At 39.8% G+C, this 20789-nt stretch carries 20 protein-coding genes; 11 read left to right on the top strand and 9 right to left on the bottom strand.

The window, feature by feature from the left end; all coding sequences use genetic code 11:
• Position 1 precedes the first annotated feature (1 nt).
• The gene (locus EA365_16680; protein ID TVQ41841.1) at positions 2–331 is read right to left on the bottom strand and encodes an antibiotic biosynthesis monooxygenase; all 330 of its coding nucleotides are present in this window, start codon (positions 329–331) and stop codon (positions 2–4) included.
• A gap of 63 nt (positions 332–394) precedes the next feature.
• Here EA365_16680 and EA365_16685 point away from each other — a divergent pair, with 63 nt between their 5' ends.
• Both EA365_16685 and moaC read left to right on the top strand, forming a co-directional pair.
• Positions 395–640: a hypothetical protein gene (locus EA365_16685; GenBank protein ID TVQ41842.1), complete on the top strand. Its 246-nt coding sequence runs from the start codon at positions 395–397 to the stop codon at positions 638–640.
• The gene (gene moaC / locus EA365_16690) at positions 621–1109 is read left to right on the top strand and encodes a cyclic pyranopterin monophosphate synthase MoaC (GenBank protein ID TVQ41843.1); all 489 of its coding nucleotides are present in this window, start codon (positions 621–623) and stop codon (positions 1107–1109) included. The genes EA365_16685 and moaC overlap by 20 nt, the downstream gene beginning before the upstream one ends.
• Before the next feature lie 82 nt (positions 1110–1191).
• Here moaC and EA365_16695 read toward each other — a convergent pair whose 3' ends face one another.
• The 3 genes from EA365_16695 to EA365_16705 form a co-directional block, all read right to left on the bottom strand.
• Positions 1192–2229: a DNA cytosine methyltransferase gene (locus EA365_16695; GenBank protein TVQ41844.1), complete on the bottom strand. Its 1038-nt coding sequence runs from the start codon at positions 2227–2229 to the stop codon at positions 1192–1194.
• 246 nt (positions 2230–2475) lie between these two features.
• Positions 2476–3450 carry an SDR family NAD(P)-dependent oxidoreductase gene (locus tag EA365_16700; GenBank protein TVQ41845.1) on the bottom strand — a complete coding sequence of 325 codons (975 nt, stop codon included), beginning with the start codon at positions 3448–3450 and terminating at the stop codon, positions 2476–2478.
• A complete protein-coding gene (locus EA365_16705; GenBank protein ID TVQ41846.1) occupies positions 3443–4501 on the bottom strand; it encodes a tetratricopeptide repeat protein in 1059 nt (352 codons plus the stop codon). Before EA365_16705 ends, EA365_16700 begins: the two co-directional genes overlap by 8 nt.
• Positions 4502–4680: 179 nt before the next feature.
• Here EA365_16705 and EA365_16710 point away from each other — a divergent pair, with 179 nt between their 5' ends.
• The 4 genes from EA365_16710 to EA365_16725 are packed head-to-tail and all read left to right on the top strand — an operon-like array spanning position 4681 to position 10230.
• Positions 4681–5616, top strand: a complete 936-nt coding sequence (locus EA365_16710; GenBank protein TVQ41847.1) for a LysR family transcriptional regulator — start codon at positions 4681–4683, stop codon at positions 5614–5616.
• Between the two features lie 3 nt (positions 5617–5619).
• Complete coding sequence (locus EA365_16715; GenBank protein TVQ41848.1) at positions 5620–7446, top strand: NAD(P)H-quinone oxidoreductase subunit F; 1827 nt, start codon at positions 5620–5622, stop codon at positions 7444–7446.
• Between the two features lie 4 nt (positions 7447–7450).
• Positions 7451–8935, top strand: a complete 1485-nt coding sequence (locus EA365_16720; GenBank protein TVQ41849.1) for an NADH-quinone oxidoreductase subunit M — start codon at positions 7451–7453, stop codon at positions 8933–8935.
• Positions 8936–8940: 5 nt separating this feature from the next.
• Positions 8941–10230: a CO2 hydration protein gene (locus EA365_16725; protein TVQ41850.1), complete on the top strand. Its 1290-nt coding sequence runs from the start codon at positions 8941–8943 to the stop codon at positions 10228–10230.
• A 35-nt stretch (positions 10231–10265) separates the two neighbouring features.
• Here the strand turns inward: EA365_16725 and tkt are convergent, their stop codons facing one another.
• The 3 genes from tkt to acpP form a co-directional block, all read right to left on the bottom strand.
• Positions 10266–12272, bottom strand: coding sequence for a transketolase (tkt, locus tag EA365_16730; protein TVQ41851.1), 2007 nt, complete (start codon positions 12270–12272; stop codon positions 10266–10268).
• Positions 12273–12323: 51 nt separating this feature from the next.
• Positions 12324–13574 carry a beta-ketoacyl-[acyl-carrier-protein] synthase II gene (gene fabF / locus EA365_16735; GenBank protein ID TVQ41852.1) on the bottom strand — a complete coding sequence of 417 codons (1251 nt, stop codon included), beginning with the start codon at positions 13572–13574 and terminating at the stop codon, positions 12324–12326.
• Positions 13575–13644: 70 nt separating this feature from the next.
• The gene (gene acpP / locus EA365_16740) at positions 13645–13893 is read right to left on the bottom strand and encodes an acyl carrier protein (GenBank protein TVQ41853.1); all 249 of its coding nucleotides are present in this window, start codon (positions 13891–13893) and stop codon (positions 13645–13647) included.
• 103 nt (positions 13894–13996) lie between these two features.
• Here acpP and EA365_16745 point away from each other — a divergent pair, with 103 nt between their 5' ends.
• On the top strand, positions 13997–14890 hold the full coding sequence (locus tag EA365_16745) for a heterodisulfide reductase (protein TVQ41854.1): 894 nt from the start codon (positions 13997–13999) through the stop codon (positions 14888–14890).
• Here EA365_16745 and lipA read toward each other — a convergent pair.
• Positions 14879–15793, bottom strand: coding sequence for a lipoyl synthase (lipA, locus tag EA365_16750; GenBank protein ID TVQ41855.1), 915 nt, complete (start codon positions 15791–15793; stop codon positions 14879–14881). The two genes, EA365_16745 and lipA, sit on opposite strands and share 12 nt — an antisense overlap.
• Positions 15794–15947: 154 nt before the next feature.
• Here lipA and EA365_16755 point away from each other — a divergent pair, with 154 nt between their 5' ends.
• Genes EA365_16755 through EA365_16770 form a run of 4 tightly spaced genes read left to right on the top strand, consistent with a single transcriptional unit; the run spans position 15948 to position 20115 of the window.
• Positions 15948–16517, top strand: coding sequence for a response regulator (locus EA365_16755; protein TVQ41856.1), 570 nt, complete (start codon positions 15948–15950; stop codon positions 16515–16517).
• A gap of 4 nt (positions 16518–16521) precedes the next feature.
• Positions 16522–16746 (top strand): hypothetical protein, encoded by a 225-nt coding sequence (locus EA365_16760; GenBank protein TVQ41857.1) that lies wholly within the window; start codon positions 16522–16524, stop codon positions 16744–16746.
• The gene (locus EA365_16765) at positions 16724–17890 is read left to right on the top strand and encodes a hypothetical protein (protein TVQ41861.1); all 1167 of its coding nucleotides are present in this window, start codon (positions 16724–16726) and stop codon (positions 17888–17890) included. The genes EA365_16760 and EA365_16765 overlap by 23 nt, the downstream gene beginning before the upstream one ends.
• The gene (locus EA365_16770) at positions 17890–20115 is read left to right on the top strand and encodes a tail length tape measure protein (GenBank protein TVQ41858.1); all 2226 of its coding nucleotides are present in this window, start codon (positions 17890–17892) and stop codon (positions 20113–20115) included. The genes EA365_16765 and EA365_16770 overlap by 1 nt, the downstream gene beginning before the upstream one ends.
• A 7-nt stretch (positions 20116–20122) precedes the next feature.
• Here EA365_16770 and EA365_16775 read toward each other — a convergent pair whose 3' ends face one another.
• Positions 20123–20470, bottom strand: a complete 348-nt coding sequence (locus EA365_16775) for a hypothetical protein (protein ID TVQ41859.1) — start codon at positions 20468–20470, stop codon at positions 20123–20125.
• Between the last annotated feature and the right edge of the window lie 319 nt (positions 20471–20789).

Here is a 20789-nt window from a genome sequence, read left to right on the forward strand (position 1 = left end):
TTTACTCATGGTTACCTTTGATTTCACTAGCTACCTCATAAAAACAAGCAACAGGAGGTTTAACGAATAAATGCTTCATTTCATCGAGAATTTTTTGATAAGCTTCAGTTTGATTTTCTCCCATGTCTTCGATTCTTTCCCACATAATCACCGCGATTCCTTCATCTGTACCAGGTTTTTGTAATAAATACGCCCCCTGAAAACCGTGGGTATAAGTGGCGATCGCTTGTTCATACAGTTGTTGGGCTTCGGCAAATTTGCCAGGTTTAAATTCACCAATAGCTACATAAGCGTATTTGTGTTGCAAAAAATCCATGAATTCACTCATAATTAACCCTTCTTCAGCGAAAAAAACAATAATATTATATTATGGGAAAAAACCCCTCTTTGTTCAATGGATGCTTTTAGCCTCATACCCCCTCCTTGGACTGTTAATGCTACTCATGGTCTGAAATTTCGTTGTCCTAAGTGTCAAGCTTCCCCTACTCAAGCCGTTAGCGTTTGGTTGAATCGGCGATCGCCTGTAATTACAGAAGAAGGCAATCGTAGATGGCAAGAATTTTATCACTGTGAATGTGGACATTCTTGGTGGGCTTGGAATAATGAACGTCCACCCAAAGATGAGCATAAATATGAATAATCAACCTCTATCTCATCTTAATTCCCAAGGAGAAGCCCAAATGGTAGATGTCTCGGCTAAATCTCCCACCGTTAGAGAAGCGATCGCCCTTGGGGAAGTCAAGATGTCTTTAGATACTTATCAGGCTATTCAACAGGGAAATGCTCCTAAAGGGGATGTGTTAGCTACTGCTAAGTTAGCAGGAATTATGGCAGCCAAACAAACTGCTAATTTAATTCCTTTGTGTCACCCTCTACCTTTACATAAGATTAGCGTAGAATTAACCCCAGATGAGAGTTTACCAGGTTATCAAATTTGCGCCATAGTCAAAACTAAAGCGGAAACAGGTGTAGAAATGGAAGCTTTAACCGCTGTGTCTGTGGCTGCTTTAACCCTCTACGATATGGCCAAGGCCTTAGATAAGGGAATAATTATAGAATCGATTCGTTTGTTACGCAAAACTGGCGGAAAATCAGAGTACTTATATTGAATGAAAAATAAAAGGCTAATTTAGGAGTTAGGTAGAACGGTGTTATTCTGAATTAAGAATTAAGAATTAATTATTTTTTCGCTCATTCTACATTCTTCATTTCCCGCTCCCTACTCCCTATTCCCTGATTATCATCTAAGATAGTATTATATATTTCTTTGGCTATAATGTAAGCTATTTGTACAGGAACAGCGTTTCCTACCATTTTGTATCCAGCTGAAACCTTATCATAATAAAAGATGAAATCATCAGGAAAGGTTTGTATTCTTGCACACTCTCGTACCGTTAATCTTCGATAGAGATGTTCTTTACCAGACTTAAAAATTCTTTTATCTTTTTCTATTAGTTCCATTTTTGGTGCTTGAGGATGTATTGGAGCATGTCTTCCACTCGCTTGAATTGTAAAAGAAACTTCGTCCCAATTACGAACTCGATTTCTGGACATATATATTGATGAAAACCCTCCAATCATATATTCATGATTAGGAATTTTCAAAAATTCTTTATTTGAATTATTATTTTTCTTAGCAGGAATTGCTGTATCTTTTAAATCATAGATAGTATCACGTAAACTTACCTTTTTAAAAAGATTTGTTGGATTTGGAAAACTAAAGCTAATTTTCAAATCTTTTTTGAACCCTATGAAAAAAACTCTTTTTCTATTTTGAGGAACTCCATATTCAGAAGCCTCTAAAAGTTTAAATTGCAATTCATAACCACAATCTTCAAACATGCTTATAATCATTTTAAAAGCATTTTGATGTCTTGACATTAACATACCTGATACGTTTTCAGCAACAAAGAATTTAGGCCGTTTTTCTTTTAAAATTTGAATAAAATTAAAAAACATTTGTCCTCTTTTATCCTCAATTCCTCTTAAAGCTCCTGCTTCACTCCAGCTTTGGCAAGGAGGTCCACCTATAATGCCTTCACAATTAGGTATTTCTGGTGATTTAATATTTAATATACTTCTTTTATCTAAATAAGTATTTGGATGATTTTTCTCGTATGTTTCCCATATTTCTTTATCGTATTCATTAGCCCAAATTACCTCAAATCCAGCTTTAGTAAAGCCTAGATCTAATCCGCCACCCCCTGAAAAAAGAGATATTACCTTCATTTAATATACAGTAAATGTTATTAATATACTTTTAATTAGTTGCGCTGGATTGTTGGGATTTTTAATATCTACTAAGTATTCTGTCTTATTAATGATAGTAATAATTGCAGATAAAAGATTAACATTATTCATAAATTAATTTAGTATCTTAACTCGTTATGATATTTTATGTTTAATTAAGCTCCACTACTTAAGGGAGCAAGATGCTCGCACTATAAATATAAATACTGAAAAAATCATGCTAAATTATCCTATTTTCGGTGATTTAAGCGCGATAAGAAGTAATAAAAACCAGGGTATGTAGATATCAGGGATAAACTGAGCATAATCTCGCAATGTTGGTATAGTTAAGGGTAACAAAAAACGTAAAGAGCGTAAAGATACGGGTTGATTTCCTTCTACATCTAGGATATTGTAGCGTCGGGCTAGTTCTGCTACTATTTGAGTAGTTCCTGTATAGCGTATAAGATTTGGTTCTGTGGCTAAAGCGGCGATCGCTCTTCCTGTGAATAGGGGTGTTTCCCAGTTATAACCTTCACTAATGCCGCTATTTTGGGGGGTGGTATCCCCCTGGTTTTTAATTTCTTGAGCTAATTGGGTAATATGCTCTGTGCCTACTATACCGGGCCAAAGAGAAATAGAGGTGACATTATAGGGTTGTAATTCTACCGCCATATCAGCAGCCAAGCGATCGCAAGCGGCTTTACCTGCGCCATAAGCTGCACCAAAGATATAACTCATTCCTCCCCAAGAAGAGATGGTGCAGATTAAACCCTGTTTTCTAGGGGTCATCATTTTAGCTGCATAGTAACTAGCTATATAATGGCTGCGTAACCCAACCTTATTGCAAGCATCCCACAGGTTTAGTTCTCCTTCCCAGAAGGGTTTACCTTGATTATTGCGAAGGGCTTTTACTCCACCATAGACGTTGTTTACCAGTATATCTAGTTGTCCATTTTGTTCTTGGGCGATGCGTTGAAATAGTGTTTCTACGGCTGTATCGTCGCTGTGATCTACCGCTACAGGGATACATTTACCCCCTGCTGCGGTGACTGCGTCAGAGGTTGCTTGTAAATTACCGCCTACTTCGGGATCGCTGTTTAAACTACGACCTGTTATATATATAGTTGCCCCTGCTTCTCCTAAACCAATGGCGATACCTTTACCTATTCCTCTGGTTGCACCTGTGACTAGGGCTATTTTTCCCTCTAGTTTATTCATTGTTTAGTAATAGAGTTATTTTCTCTACTCCTGATTGATTATTTTGCTCTTGATAGAGGGTTAAAGCTTCTTGCCAAACTTGCAAAGCTTCTTGATGTCTATTTCTTCCCTGTAAGGCGATACCGAGATAATAATAGTTTTCGGGTTGATTCGGGGATAACTCGATTAGACGTCGGTAGGCTACTATTGCTTCGAGATAGTTTTCTTGTTGTAATAAGATTGCGGCTATCTTTTCTTGTGCTGGAGTTAAATCTGGTTGTAGCTGAATTGCTCGATGATAAGCGGCTAAAGCTTGATCAAGGTTATTGATTTGTTGCCAAGTTTGGGCTATTTCTAGCTGTAATTCTATATCTGCTGTTGCTTGTGCTTCTATGGCTGTTAAATTTTCTAAGGCTAAATCAAATTGTCTTTGTTTTAATAAAGTTCTGACTAACTGTAATTGTAAATCTAGATGTTCTCTTAAATCTAAACTAGTACTTTCTAAAAATTCTAGAGCTTCTTCGGTACGTTCTTGATATAGTAACAAGGTGAATAAGATTTCTTCTGCTTCTGTGTTGTCCGGATTAAGAGCGAGAATGCGTTGATAAGTAACTATAGCGCTTTCGTAGTCTTCCTCTCTCAATAAAACTGTACCTAAAGCTAGATGATATTTTAATTCTAAGGGTTCTAATTGTACAGCGCGATAATAAGCTTTAGCTGCGTTGTGATTATCGTCCATTTGAGCTAAACTATAACCTAGAGCATAGTAAAAACTCCCGTTATCGGGATCTAGTGATATTGCTCTTTGATAAGCCCTAGTTGCTGCTGCATAATTGTTTTGCAGTGCATAAAGATAACCTAACCCTGAGAATATCTTGGGGTTATCACTATCTATCTTTGCTGCTTGTTGATAAATAGCGATCGCCCTTTCATAGTTACCTGTTTCAAAATACTCACGTCCTTGACGTAAGAGGTTATCTAATTTTACTTCGGCTTTAACGGGAAGAATAGAGATACTTAATCCTAAAACAATCCCTGTGCACAATTTAAATATAGTTTTTGAGTAACTCATTATACTTTAATTTAATCGACTAAATTTTATAATATCTTAAACTATACTCCTTGCAGATAAGGAATAAAGCCACACCCTACATTTTCATTTCATTTGACTATCATAGGAATAAATATATCTTATTTGTCAAAAGATTGATTCTAGTATATGATAAATACTAGTCTTATCGAGCCTGAGTCATGATTCACGCAACACTGCATCAACTCGCCGTATTTGAAGCCACAGCGCGTTTAGGGAGTTTTACCCGCGCCGCAGAGGAGTTGTATATCACTCAACCGACGGTATCTAGTCAAATTAAGCAACTGACTAAAGTAATTGGTTTACCCTTGTTTGAACAAATTGGTAAACGTTTATACTTAACCGAAGCGGGCAAAGAGTTACTGAAAACCTGTCAAGATATTTTTGAACGTTTAGATAACTTTGAGATGAAAATTGCTGATCTCAAGGGTACTAAACAGGGAAAATTACGCCTAGCTGTAATTACTACGGCTAAATACTTTATTCCGAGGATTTTGGGGGCTTTTTGTGAACAGTATCCAGGTATAGACGTCTCTCTTGATGTCACCAATCATCAAAAAATGCAGCGTCAGATGTTGGAAAATGACCATGATTTGTATATCCTCAGTCAACCTCCCGAGGAAGTGGATTTACATAGTCAACCATTTCTAGAAAATCCTCTAGTAGTAGTAGCCCGTAGTGATCATCCTCTGGCTAAAGAGAAAAATATCCCGATTGAATCATTAAATCATGAACCCTTTATTATGCGTGAAGAAGGTTCGGGTACTCGCGCTGCAGTACTAGAACTTTTTGAACGTAATCAGATTCGAGTAGCGGTAAGGTTAGAGTTAGGTAGTAATGAAGCGATTAAACAGGCGATCGCTGGTGGTTTGGGGATATCAGTATTGTCTCAACATACCTTAATTTCCCAAATTCCTAACCCTGAGTTAGTCATACTAGACGTGCAACATTTTCCGATTCGGCGTCGTTGGTACGTTGCTCATCTCTCAGGAAAACGTCTCTCAATTATTGCCCAAACCTTTCTAGACTATTTGATCGTCAAAAGTCAACAGATAGATATTTCTTTGTTAAAAAATAATTTAGTTTCAAGAGGTTAAGGAATGCTCAATAGTCTTTACCAGACTGTCTGGTTAGTTCCCTGTTACTCTTTATTAGGGACGATTTTAGTTATACCTTGGTCACCTGGTTTGATGCGTAATCTTGGACCTAGAGCTAGTGGGTATATTAATATTTTGCTAACTACGATCGCTTTTTTACATAGTTTGCTCGCTTTGCCAATAGCTCTCCAGTCTAGTACTCAGTATAGTTCATTTAACTGGTTAGAGACGGCTAATTTAAACATTTCTTTAGATCTAGAATTTTCCCAAGTCAATATTATCGCCCTAATTCTGATTACAGGCTTAAATCTGTTAGCCCAAATCTACGCTGTAGGTTATATGGAGATGGATTGGGGATGGCCGAGGTTTTTCTCTCTGTTAAATCTATTTGAAGCGGGGATGTGTACCCTAGTTTTGTGTAATTCCTTGTTTTTTAGTTATGTAGTGCTAGAAATACTGACTCTGGGTACTTATTTATTGATTGGTTTTTGGTTCAATCAATCTTTAGTGGTAACTGGTGCGCGAGATGCTTTTTTAACTAAACGGGTAGGTGATTTAATCCTGTTAATGGGGGTAGTGGCTTTATTACCTTTAGCGGGAACTTGGAATTATACCGAACTAGCCAAATGGGCCCAAACCGCCCAAATTAGCTCTCAAACCGCTACTCTTCTCTGTTTAGCTTTAATTGCAGGACCTTTGGCTAAATGCGCTCAATTTCCTCTGCATTTATGGTTAGATGAAGCGATGGAAGGACCAATGCCAGCTACTATTTTACGTAGTACAGTGGTTGTATCTACAGGAGCTTGGGTATTAATTAAGTTACAACCAGTATTAGCCTTATCGGGGATAACCTCAGAGGTAATGTTGGTAATCGGTGCAGCTACAGCGGTAGGAGCTTCTTTAATAGCGATCGCCCAAATCGATATCAAAAGATCTCTCTCTTATTCGGTGAGTGGGTATATGGGTTTAGTCTTTATCGCGGTAGCAACTCAACAAGAGACGATCGCCCTGAAGCTATTATTAGTCTATGGGTTAGCCATGGCGTTGTTAGTCATGAGTATCGGTGGTATTGTCTTAAACAATATTAGCCAAGACTTGAGACAATATGGCGGTTTATGGAGTCGTCGTCCGATTTCAGGTGTAGCCTATCTAGTGGGGGCAACAGCTTTAGTAGCTTTTCCACCTTTAGGGGGTTTTTGGGTATTAAGTGAATTTGTGCAAGGATTATGGAAAGAACACCCAGCAGTAGCCCTAGTAGTAATTCTGGTGAATGGTTTAACCGCTTTTAGCGTGATGCGGGAATTTTGCGCTATTTTTGGAGGTGAACCGAAAGCTATGACGGTGCGATCGCCAGAAGGTTTATGGGCGTTAGTTTTACCCATGACTTTTTTAACGGGAATGGTATTGCATCTACCCTTGTTATTAGGAGTAGCAGGATTATTACCCAACTCGGGAAGTTTTAACGAAGGATTAATCGGGATGTTGTTGCTATCAACCTTATTAGGTGGAGGATTAGCGATATATATCTATCTCAACGACAAGATCACCAAACCGATTGTTTTACAACCACAAGGAATACAAGACTTTTTCGCTTACGATTTTTACACCGCTAAACTCTATAAATTAACCATCGTCGGCGCAGTTAACCTAGTATCTCAATTAATCTCCTGGTTTGACCGCTTTATTATCGATGGAATAGTTAATTTAGTTGGTTTAGTCACGGTATTTAGTGGTCAAAGCTTGAAATACAACGTTTCAGGACAAACTCAATTTTACGCCCTATCAATTCTGATTGGGGTAGCTATTTTTTGTTTTTTAATCCTACTGTAAAATCATGCTGAGTATCTTACTTTGGTTACCCGTTATCGCTGCTTTATTGGTGGGATTTCTCCCTGTTGCTTTGAATGCTGTACGCTTAAGACAAATTACCACTGTCTTTACTTGTCTAACTATTGCGGTGAGTTTAATTTTACTCTGGCAATTCAACTACTATGATACCCAAGGGCAATTTAGTGAGTATCTCCCCTGGATTGAACCCATTGGTTTAAACTATAGTCTAGCGGTAGATGGTATATCCCTACCTTTGTTAATTCTCAATGGGATTTTAACCCTAGTAGCTATCTACAGTATTGGTGAAAAAGTAGAGCGTCCCCGTTTATACTATTCTCTAATACTGCTAAGTAATGGGGGTATCGCAGGAGCATTAATGGCGCAAAATCTGTTATTGTTCGTCATTTTTTACGAAATTGAGCTAATACCCTTTTACTTACTCATTTCTATCTGGGGTGGACCTAATCGCGCTTACGCTGGAATCAAGTTTCTTTTATATACAGCTATTTCAGGTTTACTAGTATTAGCTGCTTTCTTAGGAATAGCTTGGTTAAGTGGATCAGGAAATTTTGACTATCAATCTATCTCTACCCTAGAATTATCCTCAAAAACCCAACTAATTCTCCTCACACTTTTAGTAGTAGGTTTCGGTATTAAAATACCCCTAGTTCCCCTGCATACCTGGTTACCAGACGCCTATACTGAAGCATCTCCCGCGGTAACGATTCTGTTAGGAGGAATACTAGCGAAATTAGGTACTTATGGCTTAATTCGCTTTGGTTTACAGTTATTCCCTGAAACTTGGCGATTAATAGCCCCAGGATTAGCGATTGTGGGGACAATTACCGTAGTCTATGGTGCACTAAGCGCCATCGCCCAAAAAGACATTAAGCGCATGGTAGCTTATAGCTCCATTGGTCACATGGGTTATATACTAGTAGCGATCGCCGCTTGGACAGAATTAAGCTTACTTGGCGCAGTAGCCCAAATGCTAAGCCACGGCTTGATTTTAGCCCTGTTATTCCACCTAGTAGGTATCGTGGAACGTAAAGCAGGAACAAGAGATTTAGACGTACTCAATGGTTTAATGAATCCTATCCGTGGTTTACCCCTAACTAGTGCTTTACTAATCCTAGCAGGGATGGCGAGTGCGGGTATTCCTGGTTTAGTAGGATTTGTGGCAGAATTTTTAATTTTCCAAGGCAGTTTTACTACTTTCCCCATTCCTACCCTACTCTGTATTATCGCTTCAGGTTTAACCGCTGTTTATTTTGTTATCCTTCTCAATCGTACTTGTTTTGGGAAACTTGATAACCGCTTAGCGTACTATCCCCGAGTACAGTGGTCTGAAAAAATACCCGCTTTGATTCTCGCAGCAATGATTTTTGTCTTGGGAATCCAACCTAACTGGTTAGTTCGCCCAACAGAAACTACTACCAATGCGATCGCAGCTGCGACTCAACTAGTGCAAACATACGCCCAGAGGTAATAAATATGGTACAAACTCTCACTACTCTACCCCCTTCTACCCACGAATTCGCCGACATTATCCACCGTCTCGAAGGGGGAGGATCGATGTTACCCGATACACCAGAAAATCTGATGCAGATTATCGGTATCTATAAAGCTTACGCTGTACCTATGGACTTTTATTGGCGGGATTTACTCTATATCGCTGAACAAGTCTTTCTTAACCCGTTACCCTTTTTTAAATATTTCCTCCCTGATAGTTATCTACAACGTCATAACCATTACGCAGGAGATGATGCAGTGTTAAGGGTTTGGCGCGGTGAAGCGGAAGCCCATCCAGAATTACTGGCTTTTATGGCAAAGGGTGAAACTATCCCTGGACCAAAAATCTTCCATCACTTATTACACGATCGCATTAATATGGAATTCGCTGAAGCTTGTATGCGCGCTATGTTTTGGCATGGTCGTGATATGGGTTTGGGTAAGTTTGACGCCTATCTAGATAGCGATGAATATAAAGCTAACGCTGACAAAGCGATTAAAGCTTATTTTCGCGGTAACCCCGTGATGTTGGGTTTATATCGTCTCTTCCCCGAGATGTTTATTGAACAGGTACGCCAATTATCTTATTACGCTAATCTAGGGTTATTCTGGGAAGTCATGGCTCCTGTATTCTTTGAGATGTCGGATCTCTATGATGAGGGTAAGATGACTACCGTCAAAGAAGCGATGGAGTTTCTAGTTAACGGTATTTTCGCTGCTGCAGGACGCCCCATTTATCATAATGTTTATATTCGGGGGGAATGTTATGAGATTGTCCCTGAATCTGAAGGTTTTACTTGGCTACATGAAGCAGCTTTACCCTACGTGGAAGCGGTTTTTTACCGTACCTCTCCTTTCCGTGGTACTAAATCATACAATGCTCAAGCTCAACAAGTACCCGATGAACAAAAAGACTTCCATTACGGTATTCTCTACGCTGATGTTTTCCCTGTAGGTACTGCGGGTATTCCACCTACCCTATTAATGGATGATATGTCTCACTTTTTACCCGAATATCTCAAAGAATATTATCGTCAACATTGTCGCGGTGAAGATGATATGTTGATTCAATTGGGTATCTCTTTTCAACGTTCTATGTATAACGTTACTTCTGCGGTTATTCAAGCTTTGCGCACCGCTTTACATTATCCTCTCGATGATCCTAATCCTGAACACCTTTTAATCAACCGTCAGTTTTATGAGAGTCAATTAGACCGTTTTAAACGTCCTGAAGCGAGGTTAAGGGATATTCAGAGTCCTGACTATCGCTAAAAAACAGCCCCACTCAAGAGAGTGGGGATTTGTGACTAGGCTAATAAAGCTTTAGCTTGTTTAACGATATTATCTACGGTGAAGCCGAATTTTTCTAAAACTACTTCTCCAGGGGCGGATGCTCCGAAAGTATCGATACCAATACTAGCGCCTTCGCTACCGACGTAACGAGACCAACCCATAGTTGAACCCGCTTCTACAGATAGTTTTTTACTAACTGCTTTGGGTAAAACAGATTCTTTATAAGCTGCATCCTGCTGCTCAAATAGTTCCCAACTAGGCATCGAAACTACTCTGACTTTAACCCCTTCTTGGGCTAAGATAGCTGCTGCTTCTACACAGAGATAGGTTTCACCACCTGTACCAATGAGAATTAGTTCGGGTGTTCCTTCACAGTCTTCGAGAATATAAGCACCAAGGGCTGTATTTTCGATGGAAGATCCTGCTAGATTGGGTAAGTTTTGACGAGAAAAAGCCAATAGAGTAGGTCCATGACGGTTTTCTACGGCTACTTTATAAGCTCCAGAGGTTTCATTACCATCGGCGGGACGAATGACAACCAAGTTAGGAATAAGGCGTAAAGAAGCGATATGCTCAACGGGTTGATGAGTAGGTCCGTCTTCTCCTAGGGCGATGGAATCATGAGTCATAACCCAGATAACCCCTGCTTCTGATAAAGCTGACACGCGAATGGCGTTGCGCATATAGTCGGTAAAGACGAGGAAGGTAGCGCCGTAGGGAATCAAACCAGAGTTATGTAGAGCGATACCGTTACAGATAGCTCCCATGGCGTGTTCTCTTACCCCAAAGCGCAGGTTACGATTTTGGTATTGACCTTTTTGAAAGTCGCCATAACCCTTGAGTAGGGTTTTGTTGGAGGGGGCTAAATCCGCTGAACCACCGATTAATTCTGGTAAAACTCCTGCTATAGCGTTGAGGGTAGCTCCCGATTGGTTACGGGTAGCGTCTTTTTTGCTTTCAGGGGTATAGGTGGGAAGTGCATCTGCCCATCCTTCGGGAAGTTTACCGCTTCTGAGTCTTTCGAGTAGGGCTGCTTCTTCGGGATATTTGGTTTTATAGGCGTTGAATAGTTCGTTCCACTCGCTTTCTAGTTGAGCACCTTTAGCTACGGCTTTACGGAAGTGGTCTAGTGCGTCTGCGGGTACTTCAAATTCGGGATATTGCCAACCTAAACTTTCACGGGTGGCTTGAATTTCGGTTTTACCTAGGGGTGAGCCGTGAACATCGTGGCTATTGGCTTTGTTGGGTGAGCCATAACCAATGGTGGTGGTAATTTTGATCAAAGAGGGTTTATCGGTGACTGCTTTAGCCGCGGCGATCGCTTTTGCCATTGCTTCTAAGTCTGTGTTACCGTCTTCTACGTGTTGTACGTGCCAGCCATAGGCTTCGTAACGTTTAGCCACGTCTTCGGTAAAGGAGATATCGGTAGAGCCGTCGATGGAGATATGGTTGTCGTCGTAAAGGGCGATTAACTTACCTAAGCCTAGGTGTCCTGCCAAAGAACAAGCTTCACCAGATATACCTTCCATATTACATCCATCTCCTAGGATGACGTAGGTGTAATGGTCGATTAGGGGAAAGTCTGGTTTATTAAAGGTTGCGGCTAAGTGGGCTTGGGCGATCGCCAATCCCACTGCGTTAGCGATACCTTGTCCTAGTGGTCCTGTGGTTACTTCTATCCCTTTGGTTATGTGATTTTCGGGGTGTCCTGGGGTTTTGGAGTTCCACTGACGAAATTGTTTAATATCTTCTAGACCAACGCTATCGTATCCTGTTAAATATAATAACGCATAGTGTAACATACAACCGTGACCTGCTGACAAGACGAAGCGATCGCGGTTTAACCAATCAGGGTTTTTGGGGTTATAGCGTAAGAAGCGATCCCAAAGGACAAAAGCCATCGGGGCTGCTCCCATGGGTAAACCTGGGTGACCTGAGTTAGCTTTTTCTACGGCGTCTATCGCCAGAAAACGGATAGAATTGATACAAAGTTCTGAAAGTGACTGAGCTTGAACAACCATAATCTTGATTTGCTTTAATTTGACTCTACAATAATCATCTCATTATTCTGATTAATATTTTTTAAAGATTAGCGTGGCGTTATTTCCTCCAAAACCGAAGGAATTAGATAGCGCTATCTCTACTTTTTGCTCACGACTCTCTAGAGGTACATAGTCTAGATCACATTCGGGATCGGCATTATCTAGATTGATCGTGGCGTGAATTTTATCTTGATATATTGACATCACTGTGGCAATTGCTTCGATACCTCCTGATCCTCCTAGCAAATGTCCTGTCATGGACTTTGTGGAGCTTATCGCTAATTTATAAGCGTGTTCTCCAAAAGTTTTTTTGATTGCTTTAGTTTCATTGATATCGTTAGCGGGGGTGCTTGTGCCGTGAGCATTGATATAATCTACTTGCTCTGGTTTGATTAGAGCGTCTAAGATGGCTAGTTCCATTGAACGTGTTGCTCCGCGTCCTTCTGGAGCTGGAGCTGTCAGATGATAAGCGTCACAACTTAACCCATAGCCGATTACTTCGGCGTAGATTTTGGCATTTCTAGCTAGAGCGTGTTCTAACTCTTCGAGAATTAAGATTCCGCTTCCTTCCCCCATTACGAAGCCATCGCGATCCTTATCAAATGGTCTGCTCCCTTGAGTTGGTTGCTCATTGTGGCTAAAACATAGAGCTTTGGCTGCGCTAAACCCTGCTAATGACAGAGGTGTTATGGCTGCTTCTGCTCCCCCACAAATCATAGCTTTGACGTAGCCTCTTTGAATCATGCGCAAGGCTTCCCCAATGCCATGAGTCCCGGCTGCACAAGCTGTTACTGGGCAGAGATTTGGTCCTGTTACCCCTAATTGAATTGCCACCTGTGCTGCTGCCATATTAGCGATCATCATCGGTACCATAAAGGGGCTGCAACGAGAGGGTCCTTTAGTTAGACACACTTCATGTTGTGTTTCTAGGACTTGCAATCCGCCTATTCCTGTGCCGATGGCTACGCCTATTGCTTCTGAGTTGAGATCGTTAATAACTAATCCTGAATCTGCTATGGCTTCTTTACTTGCTACTACAGCAAATTGAGCAAAGCGATCCATTCTTTTAGCTTCTTTGCGGTTGATATATTCATTGGCGTCAAATCCCTTGACTTCTCCTGCAATTTTACAGGCTTGATTGGAGGCGTCAAATAGAGTAATCGGTCCAATTCCACTCTTTCCACTGAGTAAACCTTCCCAGTATGTTTCCAGATTGTTTCCGAGGGGGCTTATCACCCCTAATCCCGTTACCACAACTCGTTTCAGTTGTAAATTGGTCATTTCTTTTATTTATTTCAAAGGCACTTTTTGCGTCAGGTAGCTTAGATGGGTTAATGGGGGAGTGAAACAGTTATGACACTGGTTCTTTTTCTTTAGATATATGCTCTACTACTTTTGCTACTGTATCTAGTTGCTCGGCTACTTCGTCACTTACTTCTATGTTAAATTCTTCTTCTAGAGCCATAATTAACTCTACTAAGTCTAGAGAATCTGCGCCTAAATCGTTAGCGAAGTCAGCTTCTAGTTTGACTTGCTCTTCTTCTACTTCTAGTTTCTCTACTACTACTTTTTTTACTCTAGCAAAGATTTCTTCATTCATTGTTTTTCTTTTTCCTAGATGATATCCTTAAAGATAGACATTTTTATATCATATCTGAAAAAGGGATCAAAAAAGCAATCTTTGTTTTAACTACAATAAATCTATGCTCAAATACGCTTATTTCCCAGGCTGTGTCGCTCAGGGTGCTTGTCGTGAACTGTATTTATCTACCAATGCTCTGGCTAGTGCACTAGGAATCGAGTTACTCGAACTTAAACAGGCTGCTTGTTGTGGTTCTGGTACTTATAAAGAAGATTCACAATTGTTGGAAGATACGGTTAACGCTCGCAATCTGGCTTTAGCTGAAGCTCTAAATTTACCTATGCTAACTCATTGTAGCACTTGTCAAGGGGTGATTGGTCACGTAGATGAAAGACTCAAATCAGCTCAACAAAATAACCCTGATTACCTCAATCAAGTTAACAATTTTCTGACTCAACAAAAATGTAATCCCTACCAAGGAACAACAGAGGTTAAACATTTACTCTGGGTTTTGGTAGGAGATTATGGTTTAGAAGCATTAGCAGCTAAAGTAAAGCGCAAATTAGCTGGGCTAAACTGCGCGGCTTTTTATGGTTGTTATCTACTCAGAGGTCAAGACCATATACCCTATGATAACCCGGTTGCTCCTGAATCGTTAGAAAATGTTTTTCGGACTGTAGGAGCTAATCCAATTTATTATCAAGGTAGAACTCAATGTTGTGGTTGGCCCATCTCTAGTTATGCCACTACCCAAGCTCTACAAATGGCAGGAAAACATCTAGCTGAGGCGAGAGCAGCAGGAGCAGATTGTTTAGTAACCCCTTGTCCTCTTTGTCATCTGAATCTAGATTCACGTCAACCAGAGGTAGCTAAAGTTACGGGTCAAACTCTTAATCTACCTGTTCTACATATGTCTCAACTAGTATCTCTAGCTTTAGGTATAGCGCCAGAAAAATTGGGGTTAGATCGTCATGTGGTCTCAACTAAACCAGTGTTAGCAAAATTAGGCTTCTAATTCTCCGGCGTGGTAGGAACTCCTAACCAAAGGACCAGAACGCACCTGAGTAAAACCAAGGGAGCGCGCCCAATCACCGAGTTGCTCAAATTCAGCAGGAGTCCAATATTTTTGGACGGGAAGATGTTCTAGGGAAGGACGTAAATACTGACCTAGGGTAAGGCGATCGCACCCGACAGCTCTTAAATCAGCAAGAGTTTGTTTGATTTCCTCTTCGGTTTCACCATGTCCTAACATTAAACCAGACTTGGTAGGAAGGTTAGGGTTAAATTCTTTGACTAAACTGAGAACTCCTAAAGAGCGATCGTATTTAGCACCCCTTCTTACCGGTCCTTGGAGACGTTCCACGGTTTCAATATTATGGTTATAACAAACAGGCTCAGCTTCTACCAATAGTTTAACCCTCTGTTGTTGTTTAACAGCTGCATCATGACCACTCCAAAAATCAGGAGTGAGTACCTCAATTTGCGTACCAGGATTGAGTTCACGAATTTTGTCCATTACCTTGACAAACCAACTAGCGCCACCGTCGGCTAAATCATCTCTAGCTACAGAAGTAAGAACAACGTAACGTAAGCCTAATAATTGTACTGCTTCAGCGACTTTTTGGGGTTCTTCGGGGTCTAGGATCATGGGTGCTTGACCTTTTTCTACTTGACAAAAAGCACAAGCACGAGTACAAGTTTGTCCCATTAATAAAAATGTGGCGGTTTTTTGAGCATAGCATTCACTACGGTTAGGACAACGCCCTTCTTCACAAATAGTATAAATTTGACGTTGTTTAATAATTCGTTGTACCGTAGAAATGTCACTGGCTTTACCGATACTAGGACGTAACCAAGAAGGTAAATTGCGAATTTCTGAACTCCACTCTTGTTTGAGGTTATTACTAGGGTTAGACATAAATACGAGGAAAATGACAGTTTTTATCTATTATCTAATAATTATCAGCGTTATCTAGATAGTTTTAAGTTCTCTGAGAAGTCAAATAGGCTAAAATAAATCTCAAATCACTAAAAAAATTAATTAAATAAATAGTTATTAAGGAGTAAAATTGGTGGCTAGTCGTAAAATTCTGGTTATTGATGATAGTAGGGTAATTAGACGGTGCGTCAAGGATATGTTACCAGAAGGGCAATTTGAAATCATAGAAGCACAAGATGGACAACAGGGGTGGGATTTGATCCAAAGTGCAGAACCTAACTTAATTATGCTGGATTTCTTTTTACCAAAAATGAGCGGTTGGGATGTATATCTACAAATTCAGAAGCAACAAGAACTCAAAGCTATACCCCTAGTATTGATGTCTGGTCGTAAAGAAGAGGTAACAGATAAAATCAAAGAGCCTTTTCTAGATTTCGCTTTTGTAGAGAAACCCTTTGATCAAAAACAACTCATAGAAGGAATTAAAGACGCGATGCAGAAAGCGAAGAAATTCGCCGTTGCTAAACCTGTAGCTCCAAAAGCAGTTACTCCCCCAACAACTGCTGTGTCTAGTGATCCTGAAGCGATGGCAGCAGAAATCAAACAACTTAAAGCCACTATAGCCAAAATGCAGCAAGAAATGACCCAGATGAAGAAACAATTTAATCAAATTGTCCAAATCATTAAACAAAAACTCAAATAATCCCGTGAGAGCAGCAATAATTTTAACTAGTAAAGTATTCGCGATCGCCTTGGTTATAGCAATCTTAATTAAATATGTTGCTGTCGAATTACCCATAGCCTTTAGTCCAACTAACGCTTTGATTGGGGTTTTTTTACCTCCAGTAATCATGGTTTTATTGTTAATCTGGAGGACAAGTCAGAACAATGTCAGCCAAAATGAAGCAAATCAGGACGATTCAATCAATTAACGCCAAAATTAAACAAGGCTCAGCTGTAGTTTGGACAGTAGCGGAACTGAAAAAAAAAGTCAAAGAAATAGGAGTAAAAAACTGTTATGAACAAGTAGATGTTATCTGTACAGGAACATTTGAACCGATGGAGTCATCGGGAGCATTCATCAATATTGGACATACAGATCCACCCATCAAAATTCGCCAATGTTGGTTAGATGGAATCCCGGTTTATGCGGGTTTTGGCGCAGTGGATTTATATTTAGGTGCTACTAGTATGGCTGATTACGGTGGAGAAGTTCCCGAAGCTGAAGAAAAAGGAGGAGGTCATATTATTGAGGAGTTAATCGCGGGAAAAACAATACACTTACGCGCAATTGGACAAGTAACCGATTGTTATCCGAGAGCGTCTCTGGAAACCTCGATTAACCGTGATACCATTAACCAATTTTATTTATTTAATCCTCGCAATCTCTATCAAAATTTTATCGTTGGTGTGAATGCCGGCGATCGCCCACTGTTTACCTATCTCGGTCCATTATTACCGCGTTTAGGGAATGCTGTTTACTCTAATCCTGGGGCGATTTCCCCTTTATTTAACGATCCTAAATTAGAAGTCATCGGTATTGGTACGCGGATTTTTTTAGGTGGAGCAATAGGTTATATTACTTGGGAAGGTACACAACATTTTCCCTTGCAAAAACGTTTACCCAATGATACCCCCATTGGACCTGCAGCTACCTTAGCTTTAATTGGTAACGCTAAAGAAATGGATTCTTACTGGGTGAGAGGTTGTTATTTTAAACATTATGGACCATCTTTAATGTTAGGTGTGGGGATACCCTTACCTGTTTTACACGAAGGAGTAATTAAACGTTGTGGGATTCAAGACGAAGAAATAGTTACTCCCATTATGGATTTTTCGATACCAAGAAGAGTACGTCCTACTTTTGGGTTAGTTAGTTATGCTCAATTAAAAAGCGGTAAAATTACCATTGAAGGGAAAACAGTTAGAACAGCACCCTTAGCTAGTATTGCTCGTTCTTTAGAAGTAGCAGAAGCCTTAAAAAGTTTAATCGAAAAAGGTGATTTTACCTTAACTGAGTCTGTAGCTTCTTTACCGATGGATCGTTCATTTTTACCTCAAGATAATAGAAAGTAGTGAAAAAATTAACTATAAAAAAAGGTTCTTTCTTCTTAGCAACAACTTTGTTACTAGGAGGGATTGGGGGTTATTTCTGGTTTCAACCCCAAGTTAAAAGATTAGCTCAAGAAGCAGTAGCTCTAGTTGAAGAATACCGTTTTTCTCTGAAGGGAACACCTGAAACAACTAATCAGGAATCTTCTAGAGTACTAGCTTTAGTGTTAGAAACACCCGAAACTAGAAGAGAAGAGTTAACGATAATTGCTCAAAGTCAACCTAGTTTAGAACGTAATCGCGCTCGTTATTTATTAGCTAATGATTTAATCGCCCAATACGAAGGTGGTCAAGCTTTAGTTTTATTGAGACGTTTAGAAGTAACCTACCCTGTTTTAGCTCCCTATATTTTACTAAAAAGGGGTAGGGCTTATGAATTAACTAATAATATTCAACAAGCACAAAATACCTGGCGTCAATTAATAGAAAATTATCCCGATACTCCTGCTGCAGCTCAAGCATTATTTTCTTTAAGTAATTATGATCCTCAAGATCTTGAGCAGATGATCGCGCGTTTTCCTGAACATCCTCTCACTCATGAGATAGTGCGTCAACGTTTAGAAGAAAATCCAGACCAAGTGGAGTTAATGTTACTATTGGCTACTTATGACCATAGTTATCGCACTAACCCAATTAGAGATCGTTTGATTTTAGAGCATAGTGGCGATCTAACTCGCCAAAATTGGCAAAGTATTGGCGCAGGATATTGGCAAAATGGGGAATATCGTAAAGCTTCAGACGCTTATCGTTACGTTGGGGGAGATCCGCGCAGTATCTATCGTACAGCAAGAGGGTTTCATATCAATGGCAATACTAGAGAGGCGATTAGTTGGTATAAAAAACTAGTTACAGAGTTCCCTGATGCTCAAGAAACCGCTTTAGCTTTAGAACATCTAGCGACTTTATCTGGTGCGAAAGCTTCTTTATTTTATCTGGATTTATTAATTGAAAAATTTCCCTCTCAAGCAGCTACAGCTTATTATCGTAAATCAATTATCCTAGATTTTCTGCAATCTCCCCAATCAGCAGTAGAAGCTAGAGAGACTTTACTGACAAATTATGCTGATTCAGAAGCAGCTATCACTTATCGTTGGCAAACGGCACAAAAACTAGCCAACTCAGGGGATAAACGTCAAGCTATAGCATTGCTCAAACCGATCTTAGAGACTACTTCTGGAGGTGATGTTGCTCCTGAAGCGGTGTTTTGGTTAGGTAAATGGTCTTTAGACCTAGGGGAAAAAGAACAAGCTAATCAAGCTTTTGAGTACATTTTAACTCATCATTGGCAATCTTATTATGCTTGGCGTGCTGCTGTTTTTCTGGGTTGGGATGTGGGAGACTTTACTGATGTAAGGAATCATCGTCCTGAAGTAGTTAAACCTACGCAACGTCCTCTACCTCCTGCGGGGTCGCCAACTTTTCAGGAATTATTTTTACTAGGTCAAGATTTAGACGCCTATTATTTATTTAATGCCGAAATCGGCGATCGCCAGGATTTAAGCGTAGCTGAACAATTTACCCAAGGGTTACTACTGTTAGAACAACAAGACTATCGTCGAGCTATTAGCTTAATTTGGAATTTAAAAATGAGGGAAGAACCCCGAGAACAAGAGCAATGGCAAGCTTTACGACAAACACCCACCTATTGGCAGGCTCTTTTTCCTTTCCCATATTATCAAACTATCTTGACTTGGTCGGAAAAAAGAGACCTTAACCCTTTGTTAGTTATTTCCCTGATTCGTCAAGAGTCAACCTTTGAGGTTGATGCTCGTTCTCCTGTTGGGGCTAAAGGATTAATGCAAGTTATGCCTAGTACAGCTCAGTGGATTGCTGATATTAGTGATATTGACTCAGATTATTCTTTGGTTGATCCCGAGGATAATATCATTTTGGGTACTTGGTATTTTGATCACACCCATGAGCAATATCAAAATCATTCCCTGTTTGCGGTAGCCAGTTATAACGCAGGTCCTGGTAACGTGAACAACTGGAAAAAGAGGTACTCTTTGACGGATGTTGATGTATTTGTGAATAATATCCCTTTTCCTGAGACTCAAGGATACGTAAAATCTGTTTTTGGTAATTACTGGAATTACTTACGTATTTACAATCCTCAAGTCTCTGAATTAGTCTCACAATACAACGGGGTTAATTTACTTAGCTCTAGTCAATTAGAACAGTCACAATAGAGACAGACTATTCTGCAGGTAGATTTTTAAAAGCGTCTTTGCTGACTGGAACTAAATCACCGTAGGTAGTTAAACCTAGATACATTTCTGATTCTTCGGCGATTAGTTTACCAGTGAAAACGCAACTTTCGTCTTTAGCTGCTTTAGCTTCGATTAGAGCACGGATATCAGCTTTGGAGAATTTAGGGCGATAATCTCCTGATTTTTGTTGAACATAGTTCCAGAGAATATCACGGATTAAAGCTTGATAACCTTGATTACCAGAGAGTTTTTTTAGTTTCTCTTTGAGCTGTCTTTCTAGACGAATGCTGGTAACTTCCATTTCAGTGGTTGATGTACGATTCATGGTACGCATTAAGTTTTCCTCGAATAAACTGTGATTTAACAGTACATTAATATATTGTAGTGTATTTCGAGCTATTGTCAAGAAAAAACTCAAAAAATTTTTTTTTATAGCGTTACTTGAAAAGGCAAAAGGGAAGAGATGGGGGAGATGGGGAGTATGATATATAGGAATAATAAAACCGTTCAACCGTTCCCCCTAAAACCTAATACCTAAAGTGACATACTCCTACAACGAATCAAAGATTACGCTGTAGGCTTCTTGTCTTTCACCTTCAGAGATGATTGACCGTTTTTGAGTGAGGCGATGCCCATCCCCACTTTTTTAATTA

This window comes from Gloeocapsa sp. DLM2.Bin57, from assembly GCA_007693955.1.
In the GTDB taxonomy this organism is placed as follows: Bacteria; Cyanobacteriota; Cyanobacteriia; order Cyanobacteriales; family Gloeocapsaceae; genus Gloeocapsa.